Origin of the sequence: Nitrospirillum viridazoti CBAmc (genome assembly GCF_000730165.1) — a bacterium.
Taxonomy (GTDB): Bacteria; Pseudomonadota; Alphaproteobacteria; order Azospirillales; family Azospirillaceae; genus Nitrospirillum; species Nitrospirillum viridazoti.
Genome location: NZ_CP022111.1, coordinates 871259 through 889325, shown reverse-complemented (window position 1 = coordinate 889325; position 18067 = coordinate 871259). Strand labels below are relative to the sequence as shown.

The following is an 18067-nucleotide window of genomic DNA, read 5'->3' as shown; positions in this document are numbered from 1 at the left end:
GCACGGCCCTTAGCGCTTTGGCCCGCCTGCCTGTTGCCACGGCAACCGACCCCGCTATTTCCCAATTTGTTACCAGGGAAGGCCCGGTGGGCCCTTCCGAATGGATCGTGAGATGCGCCGTTGGGGGCCGTCTAAGAAGGTCTGGAGGTCGCCCGTGCTGAATGCCCTGCGCAACCTTTTGTCGGTCACCGTCGTTCTTCTGCTGCTGGTTCCCCTGACGGATTTGGCCATGCAGGTGCTGCCCCCCGTCATCGGCGCGCTGCCGCCGTTGCTGGTGGGCCTGGTCTTCCTGGCCTTCATGGGCCAGGTGCTGGTGGCCGCCGTCCGCCATGCCCGCCTGCCGAGCATTCCCTTGCCCAAGCCTGGGACCGGCCCCCATCCCGGTTCCCTGACGAGAGAGATCGCCCCATGAACGCCCCCCTCCGCAACATCCTTTACGCCATCCTCAGCCTGCTGCTGATCATCATGCTGGTGGATTTGGCCGTGACCCTGCTGCCGCCCATCCTGGCAGAGGTGTTGCGCATCATCGTCGGCATCGGTGTCTTCCTGTTCCTGCTGCAGTTCCTGGCGGGCCTGTTCCGCAGGACGCCTTGACGCCTTAAAGGCCCGACAACGCCGAATAGGCCTGGCCACCATCGCCAGGCCTATTCCTTTTGTTCCCCTTTTGGACCTCTTTCCCCTTGACGGCGACCGCGTGTTCCCACACTCCATAAGGGCAAACCGGATGGGGAGATGCACGCGATGCGCAAGGGTCTTCGGAACACCGCCACGGCTTTGGTCATGGCCGCCTGCCTGGCCGGCGGCGGCGCCTTGGCGGCCGACGCCGCCGGAGGCGCGTCGGTTCCCGGCGACAAGCAGACACCGGGCCACCACACCTACATGTTCGTGCTGAGCTGGGAGCCGGAGTTCTGCTACCTGCACGGCGATGGCCATCCGGAGTGTGCCGCCGGCGACCGCGCCACCAGCTTCGGTGCCACCCACCTGACCCTGCATGGCCTGTGGCCGCAGTGGAGCAGCGCGTGCTCCCTGTCCGCCAAGGACAACGACCCCACCTGGAAGGACCGCGTGCTGCCGCCCCTGTCGCCCGCGGTGCAAGGCACCTTGGCGGAGGTCATGCCCGGCATCGCGTCCGGCCTCACCCTGCATGAATGGCAGAAGCACGGCTACTGCAGCGGCCTGTCCGCCGACCAGTACTACGCCCAGGCCGGCGCCATGGTGAAGACGCTGGGCGGCGGCAAGGCCGGCACCCTGCTGGCCGACGCCACGGGCAAAAGCGTGACGCGCAAGGCCCTGTGCGACGCCCTGGCCGCCGACTTCGGCGAGGCCGCGCGCCAGTCCGCCGTGCTGGGCACGGGCAAGGCCGCCTTCCTGACCCAGATCACCTTCACCCTGAAGGCGGCCGACGACGGCACCACCGCGCTGGACGCCGCCCACCTGACCGACAGCCCCGCCGACCAGCCCGGCCGCTGCGACAAGGGCAACCCGGATGAGGCGCTGAAGGTGGCGGGGTTCAAATGATCCGGCCGACACTGGCGGAGATCGGATGGTCGATGTTCTCGGGCCTGATCATGGCCGCCCTATGCGCCGGCGTCGACGCCGTTGAGGGTGTCCACGACAGCGCCCTCGTCCGGCATTCGGTCGTGCTCTTCATAGTCGCATCCGCCGTTGACCTGGGCATGACCCTGCGGCGCCGGTCCAAGCGGCGGCTCTAACGAAAAAGGCGACGCCCGCGAGGACGCCGCCTTTTTCATTCCGGGACCGGAACGGCGCTTACGACACCAGCGGCGGGAGGGGCTGCGGGCCGGCGGCCTGTTCGATGACGTGGCCGACCTTCAACACGGTGGCTTCATCGAACGGACGGCCCAGCACCTGCAAGCCCAGGGGCAGGCCCTCGCCGCTGAGGCCGGCCGGCACCGACAGACCGGGCAGGCCCGCCAGGTTGGCGGGAACGGTGAAGACGTCGTTCAGGTACATGGCGATGGGATCGTCCATCTTCTCGCCGATGCCGAAGGCGGCCGACGGGGCGGTGGGCGTCAGGATGACGTCGCACAGCTCGTACGCCTTGGTGAAGTCCTCGGCGATGCGGGCCCGCACCTTCTGCGCCTTCAGGTAATAGGCGTCGTAGTAGCCGGCCGACAGCACGTAGGTGCCGATCATGATGCGGCGCTTCACCTCGGCGCCGAAGCCCTCGGCGCGGGTATTCTCATACATCTCCTTCAGGTCCTTGCCCTCGACGCGCAGGCCGAAACGCACGCCGTCATAACGGGCCAGGTTGGAGGAGGCCTCAGCCGGGGCGACAATGTAGTAGGCCGGCAGGGCGTACTTGGTGTGCGGCAGGCTGATCTCAACCGGCGTGGCGCCGGCGGCCTTCAGCCATTCGATGCCCTGCTGCCACAGCTTCTCGATCTCCGCCGGCATGCCATCGACGCGGTATTCCTTGGGAATGCCCACGCGCAGGCCGCGGATGTCGCCGGTCAGGGCGGCGGCGTAGTCCGGCACCGGCACATCGATGGAGGTGCTGTCCTTGGGGTCGTAACCGGCCATGGAGCGCAGCATGAGCGCCGCGTCCTTCACCGTGCGGGTCATGGGGCCGGCCTGGTCCAGGGACGAGGCGAAGGCGACGATGCCCCAGCGCGAGCAGCGGCCATAGGTGGGCTTGATACCGACGATGCCGACGAAGCTGGCCGGCTGGCGGATGGAACCACCGGTGTCGGTACCGGTGGCGCCCAGCGCCAGGCGCGCGGCCACGGCGGCGGCAGAGCCACCCGAGGAACCGCCGGGCACCAGCTTGCGGGTGAAGTTACCGGCTTCGTCCTTGGGCGACCACGGGCTGATCACCGGGCCGTAGTGGCTGGTGATGTTGGCCGAGCCCATGGCGAATTCATCCAGGTTCAGCTTGCCCAGCATGACGGCGCCGTCGCGGAACAGCTGGGTGGTGACCGTGCTCTCATACGGCGGGACGAAGCCGTCCAGGATGTGGCTGGCGGCCGTGGTCTGCACGCCCTCGGTGCAGAACAGGTCCTTGATGCCCAGGGGCAGGCCGTCCAGGGCCCGCTGCTCGCCCTTGGCGTAGCGGGCGTCGGCGTCGGCCGCCTGCTTCAGCGCCACGTCCGGCGTCTCGATGATGTAGGCGTTCAGCTCCTTGGTCGCCGCCATGGCGTCCAGGTGCGCCTGGGTCAGCTCGACGGCGGTGAACTCCTTGGCGGCCAGGCCGGCCAAGGCATCGGCCATGGTCAGGTGGGTCAGCTTCGTCATCACTCGACAACCTTGGGCACGGAAAAGAAATTCTCGGTGGCATCGGTGGCGTTGGCGACCACCTTTTCCGGATAACCGCCGTCGGTCACGGCGTCGGGGCGCCGGCGCAGGTTGGCGGCGACCACGCTGGTCATCGGTTCCACGTTTTGGGTGTCCACCTCGCCCAACATCTCCACCCAATGCATGATGGTGTTGAGTTCGCCGGCCAGTTGCTCCAGATCGGAGTCCGGGACCTTGATGCGGGCGAGATGCGCGATCTTCGCCACGGTGGCCTTGTCGAGGGACATGGTGCTAAGTCTCTCCTTCGGAATAAGGAGCCACGGGGGCGATGACAGGCGGCGTGTCGTATGCCGCCGGCCCCCGGGCGGCGCGGAAGGTAACACCCGGTATGGCGATCCGCAACATCAGGGACCTCAAGGCCCAGTTGCCCCCCGGCGGGCGGCTGATGGGCCTGGATCTGGGGTCCAAGACCATCGGCATGGCGATCTCCGACCCCGGCCTGACCGTGGCCTCGCCGGTCGGCACCATCATGCGGCGCAAGTTCACGACCGATGTGCAGGATCTGGCCAAGGAGCTGCGCGGCCGCAACGTCGCCGGCTTCGTCATCGGCCTGCCCCGCAACATGGACGGCAGCGACGGCCCGGCCGCCCAATCCGCCCGCAGCTTCGCCCAGAACCTGATCGAACAGCCCCAGCTGCTGGGCGGCCAAGTGCCCGAGATCGCCTTCTGGGACGAACGCCTGTCCACCTCGGCCGTCAGCCGCATGATGATCGAATGGGACATGACCCGGAAACGCCGGGACGAGGTGGTCGACCGCATGGCCGCGGCCTACATTCTTCAGGGCGCCCTGGACTTCATGGCGGCCGAGGCTGCGCGCGCCGCCCTGGCCGCCCGTGACGAAGCGAAGGGTGACGCGGCGGGCCTGGATGGAAGACAGGATGAAGAAGACCGCGATCGGGATGACTGACCAGGCATGCTGCAGGTCCTGACGGCGCTGGCGCCCACCTTCCTGCTGATCGCGATCGGCTTCGGGTTGCGGCATTTCAAGCTGATCGACGCCGCCTTCTGGGGCGCGGCCGAGCGGCTGATCTATTACCTGCTGTTCCCCGCGCTGCTGATCGACGGCACCGCCAAGACCGATCTGTCGGGCATGGACATCTGGGCCATGGGCAGCGCCCTGGTGGGCGGCATCCTGCTGCTGAGCGCCGCCCTGCAGCTCAGCTGCCGCCGCCTGTCCGGCAGCGACCCGGCCTACACCTCGGTCTTCCAGGGGGCGGTGCGGGTCAACACCTATGTCGCCATGGCCTTGGGCGCTGCGCTGCTGGGCCCGCATGGCACGGCCCTGATGGCTATCGGCGTGCTGTTCTGCATGCCCACGGTGAACATCCTCAGCATTCTGGTGATGCAACGCCACGGCGATATGCCGGCCGGCATGAAGCGCCACCCGCTGCGCACCCTGTGGCAGATCCTGAGCAACCCGCTGGTCTGCTCCGTCATCGTGGGTGCCGCGATGAACCTGGCCGGCATCCGCCAGATCCCGGTGGTGTCGCCCGTCATGAACGTGCTGGGTCAGGCCAGCCTGCCCTTGGGACTTCTGGCCGTAGGCGCTGGCCTCGGCTTTTCCGCCATCCGTGGCGCCAAGGTGGCCGTGGCGGTCAGCAGCATCGCCCGCCTGGCCGTCCTGCCCGTCATCACGGCACTGCTGGCCAAGGCGTTGGGCGTCCAGGGCAACGCCTTCGTCGCCGTGGTGCTGTACAACGCCCTGCCCACCTCGGTCAGCGCCTACGTCCTGGCCCGGCAGATGGGCGGCGACGCCCCGCTGATGGCGGGCATCATCACCGTCCAGACCCTGGCGGCGGCTGTCACCCTGCCGGTGCTTCTGGCCTTCTTGACCGCCTGAAACGACATCGGCGGCGCAGGGTGCCCAACGCCGCCGATCATCACGTCAAAGGCCAACACGCGTCAGTGCATGGACACCGCACGGGGAGCGCCGCCGGTCTTGGCGGCGGGCTTGCCCGACAGCAGATGCAGGCCGGTCAGCAGGCCGTAGCCGGCGATCATCAGGTAGCAGGCCACCGGCACGATGAAGGCCAGCACCAGGCTGGTCAGATCGGCGACCTTGCCCGTGATCATGGGCACCACGGCGCCGCCGAAGATGGCCAGGCACAGCATGCCGGCGCCCTGGGGCGTCTCTTCCTCCAGCCCATCGATGGCGATGGTGAAGATGGTCGGGAACATGATGGAGTTGCACAGGCCCACCGACAGGATGGTGGCCATGGCGAGCGTGCCGCTGCTGGCCATGGACAGGCTGACCAGCAGGGCGGCGGCCAGCGAGCACGCCATCAGCACGATGCCGGGCCGGGCGAAGCGCAGCACGACGGACCCGATAAAGCGGCCGACCATGGCGCCACCCCAGTACAGGCTGACCAGCACGGCCGCCTTGGACTCCGGCGTGTTCAGCACGTCGTGCAAGTGGATCAGGCCGGCGTACCAGGTGCCCAGCTCGGACGCCGCGTCCCGCGTGCGATCAAGGATCAGGTAGTTGACCATGGCGCTGCCGATGGACACCTCCGCCCCGACGTAGACGAAGATGGAAACCACGCCCAGAGCCAGCTGGCTGTGGCGCAGCACCCGCAGGCTGAGGGCACTGCCCGACTGCTGGTCGGTGGCGGCCCCCTCACGGCCCCGCAGGAACCAGAACAGCAAGGACAGGACCACCAGCAGGGCTGCGATCATGAGGAAGGGCACGTGCACGCCGCGCGCGCTGGCATCCCCATCCGCCGCCTTGGACAGGATGAAGACCGAACCCAGGATGGGCCCCAGCGTCGTGCCAAGGGAGTTGAAGGCCTGCGCCAGGTTCAGGCGGCTGGACGCCGTCTCCGGCCGGCCCAGCAGCGACATCAGCGGGTTGGCCGCCACCTGCAGCACGGTGATGCCGCCCGCCATGACGAACAATGCCAGCAGGAAGGCGGCGAACAGACCCATGCTGGAGGCCGGCACGAACAGCAGGCAGCCCAGGGTCATGATGACCAAGCCGGCGACGATGCCGCGCAGATAGCCCAGGCGCGCCAGCAGGGCGCCCGCCGGAACCGACACGACGAAGTAGGCCAGGAAGAAGGCGAACTGCACCAGCATCGCCTCGGTGTAGTTCAGCGAGAACTGTTCCTTCAGCTTGGGGATCACGGCGTCCACGATGGATGTGGCGAAGCCCCAGGCGAAGAACAGCATGACGACGATCGGGGCCAGCGACGTCATGGATTTATTGTGGGCGGATGCGGTCGACATCGATCGTTCGTCCAGTCGGTATGATAAGTCCGGGCCCGAGGGGTTTGACATCCGTCGGGCCCAGGTTCAATGGCTATTACGACACATTCGTATTTTATTGCGTTGCGAAATGAAATTTTCCGCGACGCAATATGACTAGTTCGATGCTGCCTTGGTCCGCTGCTCCACCACCTTCTGCGCCAGGTCCAGCCGGTCCTTCATCGGGTCGACCTCCAGCACCGGCCCCTTGGTGCCGAAGTCCATCAGGCGCTCATCCTGGCCTGCCTTGAAGGGCGTCCAGGCCGGCAATCCCTGGGGCTCCGGCTTGCCCGTCTTGGCGAAGGCCACCCAGTAGGCGTGCGCCGCCTTGGCCGCCGCCGCGTCCGCCGCCGTCAGCGCGTCGCCATAGCGGGCCTTCACCGTATCGAAGACGAAGGGGATTTCCGTCGCGTGCGGCGTGCCCCACCATTCCTTGCGCATGCTTTCCGCCACATAGGAATAGCGGAACAGGTAGACGGGCGATTTGTGAGCCGACAGCAGGCGGGCGGTCTCGCGCGCCGGCTCGATGAACATGAAGGCGCCTGCCACACGGTGGCCGATCAGCTTCACGTCGCGTGACCCGTCGGGATCGAACAGGGCCAGCGCCTTGTCCTTGTCGGCGCCGAAGGGCGCCAGCACATCGTCCAGCGAACCACCGAAGAAGAAGCCGTCGGCCCCGGTGGCGCCCACCATCACCGGCACGTCGGCGCCCGCCCCCGCCGCATAGGCCGGCACCGGCGCCGAATAGCGGACCACGGCGCCATCCACCATGGGTCCGGAATAGGTCGGCACGTTCATGGTCGCCATGTTCAGGCCGTCCACCACCGCCTCCGCCGGTAGGGCGCGCAGGGCCGCCAGGCCGGCGGCGCCCGTGTCGGTGATGTCGTGCTGGGCGGCATAGGCCAGGCCCGATTTTTCCGCCGACGGCGCGTCACCGTCCGCATGCAAGGGCGGCGTGGGCAGGATGCGCTCGCGTCCGGCGCCCGACTGGACGATGCCCCGATTGAACAGACCCTTGGCCATGGGCGAGGTCAGCAGGGTGTGGACGGAGATGCCGCCCGCGGATTCACCGAAGATGGTGACATTGTCGGGGTCGCCGCCGAAGGCGGTGATGTTGCGCTTCACCCACTGCAGGGCCGCCAGCTGGTCGAGATAGCCATAGTTGCCCACGGGGCCCTGCCCCGCCTCCGCCACCAGGGCGGGATGGGCGAAGAAGCCGAAGCGGCCGACGCGGTAGTTGAAGCTGACCAGCACAACGCCGTCACGGGCGAAGTTCGACCCGTCATAGACGGCGGGGGAGCTGCCGCCGTTCACGAAGCCACCCCCGTAGATCCACACCATCACCGGCCGCTTGGCGCCCGGCTTGACGGTGTCGGCGGGCGCCCAGACGTTCAGGTACAGGCAATCCTCCGCCGGGGCCACGCCCAGGGGCGCCGCGTCGCCCGGCAGCGGTTTCTGCATGCAGTCGGCGCCATACTCGGCGCCGGAACGTACGCCGGCCCAGGCGGCGGCCGGCTGCGGCGGGCGCCAGCGCAAGGGGCCCACCGGCGGGGCGGCGAAGGGGATGCCCTTGAACGCCGCCACATCGCCGCTGACCACGCCGGAAACTCGGCCCTGTTCCACCTGCACCACCGGCGCTTCCGCCGCGAGCGCCGGTGGTGCAGCGGTCAGCAGCAGCGCCGCGACCGCGATCCGCTTCATCATCTTGGACATCGCATTTCCCCTTGTCAGGATCATCGCCACCGGTCGCAGCTTGGCCGGAACCGGTGGCGATCCAAGTTCCAAAAAGGCTTATGGCTGGCGGGTGGAGGCCTTGACGGCCGCCTCGCCCTTGAGATCCAGGTCGGTGGCCGAGGCCCCCACGGCAACCTGGTACTCGCCAGCCTTGACCTGCCAGGCGTGCGCGGCCTCATCGAAGCTGCCCAGCAGTCGGGTGTCGGCGGTGACGGTCACACGCTTCTTCTCTCCCGGGGCCAGGGCCACCTTGGACCAACCGATCAGGCGCTGGGTCTTGGTACCGGCGGCGTTGGTCAGATAGACCTGGGGCACGTCCTGGCCGGGGCGCTTGCCGGTGTTGGTGACCTCGAAGCTGACGGTCAGGGTGTCGCCGCCCGTCACCTTCACGTCGCCATAGCTGAAGTGGCTGTAGCCCAGGCCATAGCCGAAGGGGAACAGGGGCTTGGCCCCCGTCTTGGCGTAATGGCGATAGCCGACGTCGGCGCCCTCCGTATAGGTGATCTCCGCCGGGCTGAACTCCGGCTTGTCGGCACCGGGGATGTCCTGGTGCAGCAACTGGCTGTCGTCCGCCGGGAAGGTGATGGGCAGGCGGCCGGAGGGATTGGCGTCACCGAACAGGATATCGGCGATGGCCTCGCCCCCCCGGCTGCCGGGATACCAGGCCTCCACCACGCCGGCCACCTTGTCCAGCCAGGGCATGTGCACCGGCCCGCCCGTCTCCAGCACCACGATGGTGTTGGGGTTGGCGGCGGCCACGGCGGCGATCAGGGCGTCCTGGCCGTTGGGCAGGCTGAGGTCCGGCGCGTCGGCGCCCTCGCTCATCCACTGGGTGGCGAAGACGATGGCCACGTCCGTGGTCTTGGCCACGGCCGCCGCCTCCGCCGGATAGGAACCGTCGTTGAAGCGCACCTGCTTCTCCCCCGCCTTGGCGCGGATGGCCTTCAGGGGCGAGGACGCGTGATAGACCACGGTGCGGAAGGGGCCCATCATGCCGTCGCCGCCCAAGGGGATGCTGGCGCCCGGGCCCGCGTCCGACACCACCTGGGAAGAGCCGCCACCCGACAGCACGCCGGCGTTGGCGAAGCCGCCGATGACGGTGATGGTCTTGCCTTTGGTGGCCAGGGGCAGCACATCGCCCTTGTTCTTCAGCAGGACGATGCCCTCGGTCCCGGCCGCCTTGGTCACCTGGGCGTGGGCGTCGAAGTCGATGGGCGCCTTGGCCGCCGGCTTGTCGAACAGGCCGGCCGCGAACATGGAGCGCAGGATGCGCCGCGTCATATCGGACAGGCGTTCCGCCGGCACGGTCTTGTCCTGGATGGCGGCCTTCAGCGGCTCATTGAACCAGACCTTGCCGCCGGGACTGAGCATGACGTCGATCTGCTCACCCGATTCCTGGTCCAGGCCGTTCACAGCCGCCTCGACACCATGAACCGCGCCCCAGTCGGACATGACCCAGCCGGGATAGGCCCAGTCGGTCTTCAGCACCTTGTTCAGCAGGAAGGGGTTGTCGCAGGCATAGGCGCCGTTGACCTTGTTGTAGGCGCACATGACGGAGCCGGGCTTGCCCTTCTCGATGGCGATCTGGAAGGCCAGCAGGTCGCTTTCGCGCGCCGCCGCCTCCGCGATCTTGACATCCAGGGTCATGCGCTGGGTTTCCTGGTCGTTCACCGCGAAGTGCTTGATGGTGGAAACGACGTTCTGGTCTTGGATGCCCCGGATGGATTCACCGCCCAGGGTGCCGGCCAGCAAGGGATCCTCGCCCAGATATTCGAAGTTGCGGCCGTTGCGCGGATCGCGCGCCAGGTTGACGCCACCGGCCAGCAGGACGTTCAGGCCCTTGGCGTGCGCCTCCTTCCCGATCATGGCGCCGCCCTTGTAAGCGGTCTCAGGGTTCCAGGTGGATGCGAGCGACAGGCCGGACGGCAGGGCCGTGGACGGGTCGCCCGGTCGCACGTTCATGGGGTTGGCGACACCCAGGCTGGCGTCGCTCTCCTGCAGGGCCGGGACGCCCAGGCGCGGCACGCCAGGGATGTAACCGGCAGATCCGATGGCGCCTTCGGGCAGCTTGGCGCCCAGGAAGGGCATGGCCATGGGCCCGTGGACCAGGCCTATGCGCTCATCCAGCGTCAGTTCCTTGTTCAGCAGGTCGGCGCGCTGGTCCGGCGACAGCTTGGTGTCCATCCACGGCCGCGCCGCCTCGGCGGCCAGGGCGGTGGTCGCCAACGGAGCGGTGAGCGAGAGCGACAGGGCTGTGCCCAGCAGCAGGCGGCGCATGCGATCGGTCATGGGGTGCGTTTCCATCCAGTTGTTTCTTTTGAAAGAAGGGGTCACGGCAGACGCAGGCCGGCACCCATGGGGTACAGCGGATCCTTGCTGTCATGCGGCACGTCCGACGCCTGGGCCGCCACAGCCGTCATACTGCGCGGCAGCTCGAACGGGAGGTGCCCCTGCGCCGCCACCTTGCCGGTGACCACGTCCAGGAAGGCCCGGTCGCTGACGCCGAAATCAACGTACAGGCGGGCGGCCTTGTCGCGGATGTTGCTCAGGATGGCCGGGCGGTCGAGATAGACGCTGACCACCGCCGGCACCCTGGCGGCGGCCACGGCCTTCAAGCCCTCGTAATCCGCGTTGCCGTCATGGAAGCCCAAATCGCCCTCATGCTGCAGGCTGCCGAAGGTGTAGTTGGGATGCAGGGTCTGGAAGGGCGCGGACAGGCGCAGAAGGGCGACCTCCGCCTGCTTGGGATCGTCCACCACCGTCAGGCCGGCGGCCTTGGCGGCCTCGGCCGACACGCCGCGCAGGTAGACCTTGCGGCCTGCGAGGGCCACAGGGCCCTCACCCGCCTCCAGCAAAACCATGGAGCGGGATTGCGCCGCCAGGCCCTCGGCCAGGAACTGCGGCGTGCCCACAACCTTGGCGGCGGCGTCGGCATCCACGTAGGGGTTCTCGAACAGGCCTTGCTGGAACTTCAGGGCCAGGATGCGGCGCACCGACTGATCCAGCCGCGCCTCGGTCACCAAACCCTGCTTCACCGCCGCCAGCAGGGGCGCGGGATCGTCCACGCCGCCGAACTGGTCCAGCCCCGCCTCCAGCCCCTTGGCGAAGCGCGCCGGGGTGGAGAGGTCCTCCACGCCCCAGGCGGTGGAGAAATCCTTGAAGGTGGGCCGCTCACCCGCAGGGAAGCCGTTGCGGCACACCGCGTTGCAGTCATTGGCGATGGCCCAGTCGGACAGGATTATGCCCTGGAAGCCATAGGTGCCGCGCAGCAGGTCGGTCAGGAGCCAATGATTGAAGCCCGCCCCCACCTGCTCCACCGGCTTTCCGTCCACCACCATCTCTTTCAGGATGGAATAGGTGGGCATGACGCCGGCCACGTGGGCGGCGAAGGCGCCCTTGAAGGGCAGGACGTGCAGGTCGAAATGGGCCGGTCGCACCAAGGAATAGCGGCCATAGCTGTTGTGGCTGTCGAAGCCCTCCGCCGCCGCGCCATAGCCCACCCAGTGCTTGACCACCGCTGATACGCCGGTGACACCGGGGCCGTCATCCCCGCCCTGAAAGCCCTCGACATAGGCCTGCACCAGGCGGCCGTCCAAAACGGGATCCTCGCCAAAGGTGCCGTTGATGCGGGACCAGCGCGGCTCCGTCGCCACGTCGGCCTGGGGCGACAGGGTCTGGTGGATGCCCACCGCCCGGTATTCCTGGCGGGCGATGTCGGCGAAGCGGCGCACCAGGGCGGGGTCGCCGATGGCGCCCAGGCCCAGCGTCTCCGGCCATTGCGAGAAGCCGGCGGACAGCTGGCTGGCGCCGGCCGTCACCTGGAAATGGTTGCGCGGGTCGGTGCTGAGCGTCAGGGGGATGCCTAGGCGTCCGCCCTCCGCCACCGCCTGCAGGCGGTTGTCCTGTTCCGCCAACTGCTGGGGCGGCGTCGCCTGGCGGGTAATCAGGGTGGTGATGCCAAAGTCCCGGATCATGTGGGTGGCCAACGGGAAATCGTAGGGCCCCCGCATGGTGGCGAAGGTGAAGCCGCCTTCCGGCGGAACCGTGCCGTGCAGCAAGGTGCCCGCCTTCTCCGCCACCGTCATGCGGCCCAGCAGATCGGTCACGCGGGCGTCGACCGGCAGGCGCCAGTCCTCGTAAGGGTCCAGCTTGCCGTTGCCGTTCAGGTCGCGGAAAGACAGCCCGTCCACCGACAGCAGCGGCTTCACTCGGCCGCCCAGCACCGGCTGCGGCGGTCCGCCAGCCGTTCCGCTCCCGAGGGCGGGGGCAGCCAGCAGCAGGCTCAAGGTCACCAAGGCGGTCAGGCGGCGGCGCGGCGAAGGCATGGGCTTTTCATCCCGTAAGGCGAAATGGAAAAAGAGGCGTGCCGCCGGGGAAGGAAGTTCCTGCGGCACGCCCAGGGGAAGTGAGGCGACTGGCCTCGGAGGAAGCGGGTTAGAAGTTGGCGGACACCCTCACACCATAGGTCCGGGGCGGGGCGTAGGAGCCGCTGCCGGCCAGGCGGTTGCCCGACCCGTTGGTGTCGGGGTTGGCCACGACCAGCACGGCGTTGTTCTCCAGGTTGCGGACATAGGCCATGACCCGCCACCGGCGGTCGGCGTCGTCATAGGCCAGCGACAGGTTGGTCTTGGTGTAGGCCTTCTGCTCGGTGACGGCGAAGTTGCGGTAGTCCAGGTTCTGGTCGCCGACATAGACGCTGTCGACGCGGGCCGTGATCATGGCGCCGGACGCCAGGTCCCACATGTGCTGGTAGCCCAGGTTGATGGTCCATTCGGGCGACTTGGCCAGCGTGTTGCCGATGTAGACGGCGGCGCTGCTGGGGTGGAAGACGTCGCCCGTGGCCAGGACGAAATCGGTGTAGCGGGCATGGATGTAGGAAACGCTGCCGTCCACCCGGTCGCTCTGGGTCAGCAGGGCAGCGCCCTCCACCTCCACGCCGTAGACCTCGGCCGTGCCAGCGTTGACCGTGACGGTGGACGCCTGGCCCGCCACCTGGCCAATCGCGCTGACCTGGAAGTCCTGATAGTCGTAATAGAAGCCGGTCAGGTTCAGCTGCAGCTTCTTGTCCATGAACTGGTTCTTCACGCCGACCTCATAGGCGGTCAGCTTTTCCGGCTGGTAGGGATTGTTATTGGGCGGCTGGCCGTCGCCATAGCCGCCGGCCTTGTAGCCCGTGCCGATCGAGGCGTAGAGCATGCTGTCCGGCGCCAGATCGTACTCCGCACCCACCTTCCAATTGGTGGAATGCCAGGTCAGGTCCGCGTCGTTGAGGTACAGGGGGGAGCCGCCGACATAGGTGTTGCCGACAATGTGGCCGAAGGCCTCGGTGGCGCCGGTGCGGGCCTTGTTGTCCTCGGTATAGCGCAGGCCGCCCGTCACCCGCAGACTGTCGATGAGGCTGTAGGTCGCCTGGGCGAAGGCGGCCTTGGACTCCTCCGTCACCACCGGCTGGACGAAGGCAAGCGAGGTGATACCAGCGATGGGGTCCAGCGCGAACAGGACGTCGTTGTTTTCCTTGAAGTAATAAAGACCTGTCACCCATTTCAGCGGCCCATCGCTGTTGGCTAGGCGCAGTTCGTGCGACATCTGGTCCTCATCGGACCGGAAAATGCTGGAGGCGCAAAGCGCGCCGGAGGGGGCGGCGCAGGTGGAGCTTTGCGTGGAACCGCCATGGGTGTGGTCGGTGTCCGTGCGGTAGGCGCCGACATAGGTCAGGGTGGCGAAGCCCAGATCCCAGTCCGTGGTCAGCGATACCCCCTTGTTGGTGTGGTTCAGGCTGCCGTCCGCCGACACCGGATAGGTGTAGGGCGAACCGAACTTAGCGTACTGGCCGATGGGGGCGGAGGCATAGCCCACGCCGCCCTCATGGAAGATGTCCACCGACAGCAGGGCCTTGAACGTCTCGCTGGGCGTCAACTGGACCTGCAGGCGGCCGGCCTGCGTATCCTCGTCATTGAAATTGCTGGAGCGGCCGTTGTTGGTGTAGCCGTCGTGCCGGCTGGTCTGAAAGGCGGCGCGCACGGCCAGCGTGTCGGTCAGCGGCACGTTCAGCATGCCGGAGGTCTGAAGGTTGTTGTAGTTGCCGTAATCCAGCGACGCGTTTCCCTCGAACTTGTCGGTGGGTCGCTTGGTGATGACGTTGATGCTGCCCGCGGTGGCGTTGCGGCCGTACAGCGTGCCCTGGGGACCGCGCAGCACCTCGATCCGGTCGATGTCGTAGAGCGCGCCGATGGCGGCGCGCGACCGGGCCATGTAGACGCCGTCGACGTTGAAGGCCACGGCGGGGTCACCCACCTCGGTGTCGTTGGTGCTGCCGATGCCACGGATGGCAATCTGGACGGACCCGCTGCCGTTATTGCCCACCGCCAGGCCGGGCACCATGTTGTTCAGGTCGGTGGAGCTGGAAACGCCGCGCTGCTGCAGGGTGTCGCCGGAAAAGGCGGTGATGGCGATGGGCGTCTTCTGTGTCGTTTCCTGCCGGCGCTCGGCGGTGACGACGATGTCCTCCAGCTGCTGGGACGCGGCCCCCGGAGAGGCGTTTTGCGGGGCGGCGGTCTGGGCCAAGCCCGGGGCGGTGATCAGGCTGGCCAGCGCGGTGGCGGCCAGCAGGGTGTGGGTACGCATCTCTCCCAATTCTCCCATTCTGCTTCTTTGTTCTTGTCGTCGTGAAGACAGGCCCCGGCTTCTGTGCCGAGCCTCTTTAGGGCCTGCCTTGAGGATGAGCGGCGCCCGCCCCGGCCCTTGTCATCCAAGGGCCAAGCCGCACCCAAGCGGGTGGCTAAGCCGGCAGGCTTTCATCGCGTTGTCGGGGCGCGGGGTGGCGGCTCAGGGCAAGCCCCCGCCGTTCACCGCCGCCCCATGGGGGCGCGATGGCTCATATCCGATGATGTTTTTTAAAAGGGCGGCCGGCTTACCGGATGGCCCGGTCCTGGAACGCGCAAGCGTCACGCATGATCGTCTCTCCCGTTTGTTGGGCCCCGCCTTGTTGTTGTCCTTCGATCCCGGGGCTTAATGACAGCGCTGTCCCCAGTGTCGAAAAAATAAGGAGGCCTCGTTGGCCCTATTTTGTTATCATTCAGAACAACCCCACGCAAGAGGGTTTCTCAAAAACCGGCTGCAAGGACACCCCGTATCAGCACCGGCCCACCGCTGCCGGTTTCACGCACTATCTTTGCCGCCCGCCGATGCTATGATCCCGCCGCTTTCAGGAGGCGGGGCAAAAAACCTCCGGTATGGCAGGGGCAGCGGTCTGGTTGGAGGTTCGGGGCGTTGAGCAAGGCCACCATTTACGATGTCGCCCGCGTGGCCAACGTCTCCATCAAGACGGTATCCCGCGTGCTGAACGGTGAACCCAAAGCCAGCGCGGAGACGCGCGCCCGGGTGATGGAGGCGGCGCGCAGCCTGAACTACACGCCCAGCCTGTCGGCCCGCGCCCTGTCGGGATCGCGCAGTTTCCTGATCGCGCTGGTCTCCTCCGGCGGGGTGTCGGACAACGCCATGCTGTACGTGACCGAACTGCAGATGGGCGCCATCCAGGCCTGCCGCGCCGGCGGTTACCACCTGCTGACGGAATACATCGACCTGGGCGCGTCCGACTTTACCGCCCTGACGGAGACCCTGGTTTCCACCCTGCGCGTCGATGGCGTCATCCTGATCCCCCCGTTGTGCGACGATCCCCAGTTGTTGTCCCTGCTGGCACAGCGCGGTGTCACCTGCGTGCGCATCTCTCCCACCCTGGACGGCAGCGCCGAGGAGAAATGGGGCTGGGGTGTCGACATCGACAATTACCAGGCAGCGTTCCAGATGACGCGCCACCTGATGGACCAAGGGCACCGCGACATCGGCTTCATTCAGGGCCACCCCAAGCACGCGGCGGCGGCTCAGCGTGAAGCGGGCTATCGCGACGCCCTGTTCGACGGCGGGCCCATCCCAGACCGTCTGATCCAGCCGGGCCTGTTCACCTTCGACAGCGGCCTGTCGGCCGCCCGCGCCCTGCTGGAACAACCGCGGCGCCCCACCGCCATCTTCGCCGCCAACGACAGCATGGCCATGGCCGTCCTGTCCGTGGCCTACAAAATGGGCATCCCGGTGCCGAGCGCCCTGTCGGTGGCCGGCATCGACGACCTGCCGGCCGCCAGCGTCGTTTGCCCGCCGCTGACCACTGTGCGCCAGCCGGTGATGGAAATGGGCGCCGCCGCCGCCCGTTTCATCATCGACCGCACCGCCGGCCAGGTGGGCAGCTACCTGAAGAAGGTGTTCGACCACAGCCTAGTGGTCCGCGAGTCCACCGCCCCGCCGACGTGAAGCCGGCGGCATCGCCGCTGTAGCCTACCAGCCTGCGGAAATGAGCCCGGCGCCAAGGGAAAGACTCCATTTTTCCTGGCCGCGCCCGGCTATTTCCGTTACAAACCGCGCCCCCATTCAAAAACCGATCCTTTCGGCCGTCGTTGGAGCGCGCACCATGGGCTATTGCGGCCTGGACTTTGGAACGTCGAACAGCACCCTGGGCGTCGTCGAGGATGGCGAGGCCCGCCTGCTGCCGCTGGAGGGGGAGGAGACCACCCTGCCCAGCGCCCTGTTCTTCGACTTCGCCGCCAAGCGGGAGGAGTTCGGCCGCGCCGCTATCCAAATCTATGCCGAGGGGGCCGACGGCCGCCTGATGCGCTCGCTGAAGTCGGTGCTGGGTACCGACCTGATCGACATGGAAACCCAGCTGGACCGGCGGCGCATCCGCTTCCGCGACGTGCTGAAGACGCTGCTGACGGAAATCAAGCGCCGGGCGGAGGAGCGGGCCGGCCGTCCCCTGACCCAGGTGGTGCACGGCCGCCCCGTGCATTTCGTGGACGGTGACGACGCGGCCGACCGCCGGGCGGAAACGGCGCTGGCGGAGATCGCGCGCGACATCGGCTACACCGACGTCTCCTTCCAGTTCGAGCCTATCGCCGCCGCCCTGGATTACGAGCGCCAGGTGAATGCGGAGGAGATCGCGCTGATCGCCGACATCGGCGGCGGCACCTCCGACTTTTCCATCGTGCGCATCGGACCGGACCGGCGGGAGGCCGCCGATCGGGGCCAGGACATTCTGGCCAGCACCGGCGTGCGCATCGGCGGCACGGACTTCGACCGTCTGCTGTCGCTGCACGGCGTCATGCCGCACCTAGGCTACCAGTCGCCGATGAAGCGCGCCGGCCTGCTGGCGCCCAACAGCTATTTCAACGACCTGGCCACCTGGTCCAAGATCAACTTCCTCTACGCCCCCAAGGTAATGGCGGAGCTGCGCCAGGTGCTGCGCGAGTCCGCGAAGCCCGACCTGATCGGCCGGCTGATCCATGTGGTGGAGGAGCATCTGGGCCACCGCGTTGCCATGACGGTGGAGCGCACCAAGATTCGCCTCAGCGCCACGGCGGCCCAGTCGGCCTCCAGCGGGCCGGGTGGTTCCGACCTGGTGGTGGACATTCCGTTCGACTTCATCCAGCGTAGACTGACGATCCCCTTCACCGTGCCCGGCTTCGCCACCGCCACCACGCCGCTGACCGACGGCATCGCCGGCATGATCCGCAAGGCGCTGGGCGACAGCGGCCTCACGCGGGACAAGATCGACGCCGTGTTCCTGACCGGCGGATCCACCCTACTGCCCAATGTGCGTGCCAGCATCCTGGCGGAATTGCCGGAGGCCCGGGTGGTCGAGGGCGACAAGTTCGGCTCGGTCGGCCTGGGCCTGACGCTGGAGGCCCACCAGCGCTATCGCTGAGGCGGGCAGAAAAACACCCGCCGG

15 protein-coding genes are annotated in these 18067 nt (G+C 67.5%); 8 read left to right on the top strand and 7 right to left on the bottom strand.

Annotated elements, in window-relative coordinates; all coding sequences use genetic code 11:
- Window positions 1–154 precede the first annotated feature (154 nt).
- The 4 genes from Y958_RS17310 to Y958_RS17295 all read left to right on the top strand — a co-directional run bounded on the left by Y958_RS17310 (window position 155) and on the right by Y958_RS17295 (window position 1712).
- Window positions 155–412 (top strand): hypothetical protein, encoded by a 258-nt coding sequence (locus Y958_RS17310; RefSeq protein ID WP_040845380.1) that lies wholly within the window; start codon window positions 155–157, stop codon window positions 410–412.
- Complete coding sequence (locus tag Y958_RS17305; RefSeq protein WP_040845379.1) at window positions 409–594, top strand: hypothetical protein; 186 nt, start codon at window positions 409–411, stop codon at window positions 592–594. Before Y958_RS17310 ends, Y958_RS17305 begins: the two co-directional genes overlap by 4 nt.
- A gap of 147 nt (window positions 595–741) precedes the next feature.
- A complete protein-coding gene (locus Y958_RS17300) occupies window positions 742–1518 on the top strand; it encodes a ribonuclease T2 family protein (protein ID WP_186291453.1) in 777 nt (258 codons plus the stop codon).
- Window positions 1515–1712, top strand: coding sequence for a hypothetical protein (locus tag Y958_RS17295; protein ID WP_088873230.1), 198 nt, complete (start codon window positions 1515–1517; stop codon window positions 1710–1712). The genes Y958_RS17300 and Y958_RS17295 overlap by 4 nt, the downstream gene beginning before the upstream one ends.
- Window positions 1713–1770: 58 nt before the next feature.
- On the opposite strand, the gene gatA is transcribed toward Y958_RS17295, so the two are convergent.
- Window positions 1771–3255 (bottom strand): Asp-tRNA(Asn)/Glu-tRNA(Gln) amidotransferase subunit GatA, encoded by a 1485-nt coding sequence (gatA, locus tag Y958_RS17290; RefSeq protein ID WP_088873229.1) that lies wholly within the window; start codon window positions 3253–3255, stop codon window positions 1771–1773.
- Complete coding sequence (gene gatC, locus Y958_RS17285; protein ID WP_040845375.1) at window positions 3255–3542, bottom strand: Asp-tRNA(Asn)/Glu-tRNA(Gln) amidotransferase subunit GatC; 288 nt, start codon at window positions 3540–3542, stop codon at window positions 3255–3257. The genes gatA and gatC overlap by 1 nt, the downstream gene beginning before the upstream one ends.
- 101 nt (window positions 3543–3643) lie before the next feature.
- Here gatC and ruvX point away from each other — a divergent pair, with 101 nt between their 5' ends.
- Both ruvX and Y958_RS17275 read left to right on the top strand, forming a co-directional pair.
- The gene (gene ruvX / locus Y958_RS17280; RefSeq protein WP_088873228.1) at window positions 3644–4222 is read left to right on the top strand and encodes a Holliday junction resolvase RuvX; all 579 of its coding nucleotides are present in this window, start codon (window positions 3644–3646) and stop codon (window positions 4220–4222) included.
- Window positions 4223–4228: 6 nt separating this feature from the next.
- Window positions 4229–5155, top strand: coding sequence for an AEC family transporter (locus Y958_RS17275; RefSeq protein ID WP_088873227.1), 927 nt, complete (start codon window positions 4229–4231; stop codon window positions 5153–5155).
- A 62-nt stretch (window positions 5156–5217) separates the two neighbouring features.
- Here the strand turns inward: Y958_RS17275 and Y958_RS17270 are convergent, their stop codons facing one another.
- The 5 genes from Y958_RS17270 to Y958_RS17250 all read right to left on the bottom strand — a co-directional run bounded on the left by Y958_RS17270 (window position 5218) and on the right by Y958_RS17250 (window position 14916).
- Entirely contained in the window at window positions 5218–6540 is a 1323-nt protein-coding gene (locus Y958_RS17270) for a sugar MFS transporter (protein WP_211098676.1), read from the bottom strand.
- A 135-nt stretch (window positions 6541–6675) separates the two neighbouring features.
- On the bottom strand, window positions 6676–8271 hold the full coding sequence (locus Y958_RS17265) for a carboxylesterase/lipase family protein (protein WP_088873225.1): 1596 nt from the start codon (window positions 8269–8271) through the stop codon (window positions 6676–6678).
- A gap of 78 nt (window positions 8272–8349) precedes the next feature.
- Window positions 8350–10581 (bottom strand): beta-glucosidase, encoded by a 2232-nt coding sequence (locus Y958_RS17260; protein ID WP_244909565.1) that lies wholly within the window; start codon window positions 10579–10581, stop codon window positions 8350–8352.
- 41 nt (window positions 10582–10622) lie between these two features.
- Window positions 10623–12617, bottom strand: a complete 1995-nt coding sequence (locus tag Y958_RS17255; protein WP_186291452.1) for a glycoside hydrolase family 3 protein — start codon at window positions 12615–12617, stop codon at window positions 10623–10625.
- Between the two features lie 109 nt (window positions 12618–12726).
- Window positions 12727–14916, bottom strand: a complete 2190-nt coding sequence (locus tag Y958_RS17250) for a TonB-dependent receptor (protein WP_088873224.1) — start codon at window positions 14914–14916, stop codon at window positions 12727–12729.
- A 645-nt stretch (window positions 14917–15561) separates the two neighbouring features.
- On the opposite strand from Y958_RS17250, the gene Y958_RS17245 reads away from it, so the two are divergent.
- Window positions 15562–16596 (top strand): LacI family DNA-binding transcriptional regulator, encoded by a 1035-nt coding sequence (locus Y958_RS17245; RefSeq protein ID WP_088873223.1) that lies wholly within the window; start codon window positions 15562–15564, stop codon window positions 16594–16596.
- Window positions 16597–16753: 157 nt separating this feature from the next.
- Entirely contained in the window at window positions 16754–18043 is a 1290-nt protein-coding gene (locus tag Y958_RS17240) for an Hsp70 family protein (protein ID WP_088873222.1), read from the top strand.
- Window positions 18044–18067 lie beyond the last annotated feature (24 nt).

Excerpts from the sequence above, each read along its gene's own strand:
- Y958_RS17305 (WP_040845379.1), top strand. The coding sequence starts at position 409 with ATGAACGCCCCCCTCCGCAACATCCTTTACGCCATCCTCAGCCTGCTG.
- Y958_RS17300 (WP_186291453.1), top strand. The coding sequence starts at position 742 with ATGCGCAAGGGTCTTCGGAACACCGCCACGGCTTTGGTCATGGCCGCC.
- Y958_RS17295 (WP_088873230.1), top strand. The coding sequence starts at position 1,515 with ATGATCCGGCCGACACTGGCGGAGATCGGATGGTCGATGTTCTCGGGC.
- gatA (WP_088873229.1), bottom strand. The coding sequence starts at position 3,255 with ATGACGAAGCTGACCCACCTGACCATGGCCGATGCCTTGGCCGGCCTG.
- gatC (WP_040845375.1), bottom strand. The coding sequence starts at position 3,542 with ATGTCCCTCGACAAGGCCACCGTGGCGAAGATCGCGCATCTCGCCCGC.
- ruvX (WP_088873228.1), top strand. The coding sequence starts at position 3,644 with ATGGCGATCCGCAACATCAGGGACCTCAAGGCCCAGTTGCCCCCCGGC.
- Y958_RS17275 (WP_088873227.1), top strand. The coding sequence starts at position 4,229 with ATGCTGCAGGTCCTGACGGCGCTGGCGCCCACCTTCCTGCTGATCGCG.
- Y958_RS17270 (WP_211098676.1), bottom strand. The coding sequence starts at position 6,540 with ATGTCGACCGCATCCGCCCACAATAAATCCATGACGTCGCTGGCCCCG.
- Y958_RS17265 (WP_088873225.1), bottom strand. The coding sequence starts at position 8,271 with ATGTCCAAGATGATGAAGCGGATCGCGGTCGCGGCGCTGCTGCTGACC.
- Y958_RS17260 (WP_244909565.1), bottom strand. The coding sequence starts at position 10,581 with ATGACCGATCGCATGCGCCGCCTGCTGCTGGGCACAGCCCTGTCGCTC.
- Y958_RS17255 (WP_186291452.1), bottom strand. The coding sequence starts at position 12,617 with ATGCCTTCGCCGCGCCGCCGCCTGACCGCCTTGGTGACCTTGAGCCTG.
- Y958_RS17250 (WP_088873224.1), bottom strand. The coding sequence starts at position 14,916 with ATGCGTACCCACACCCTGCTGGCCGCCACCGCGCTGGCCAGCCTGATC.
- Y958_RS17240 (WP_088873222.1), top strand. The coding sequence starts at position 16,754 with ATGGGCTATTGCGGCCTGGACTTTGGAACGTCGAACAGCACCCTGGGC.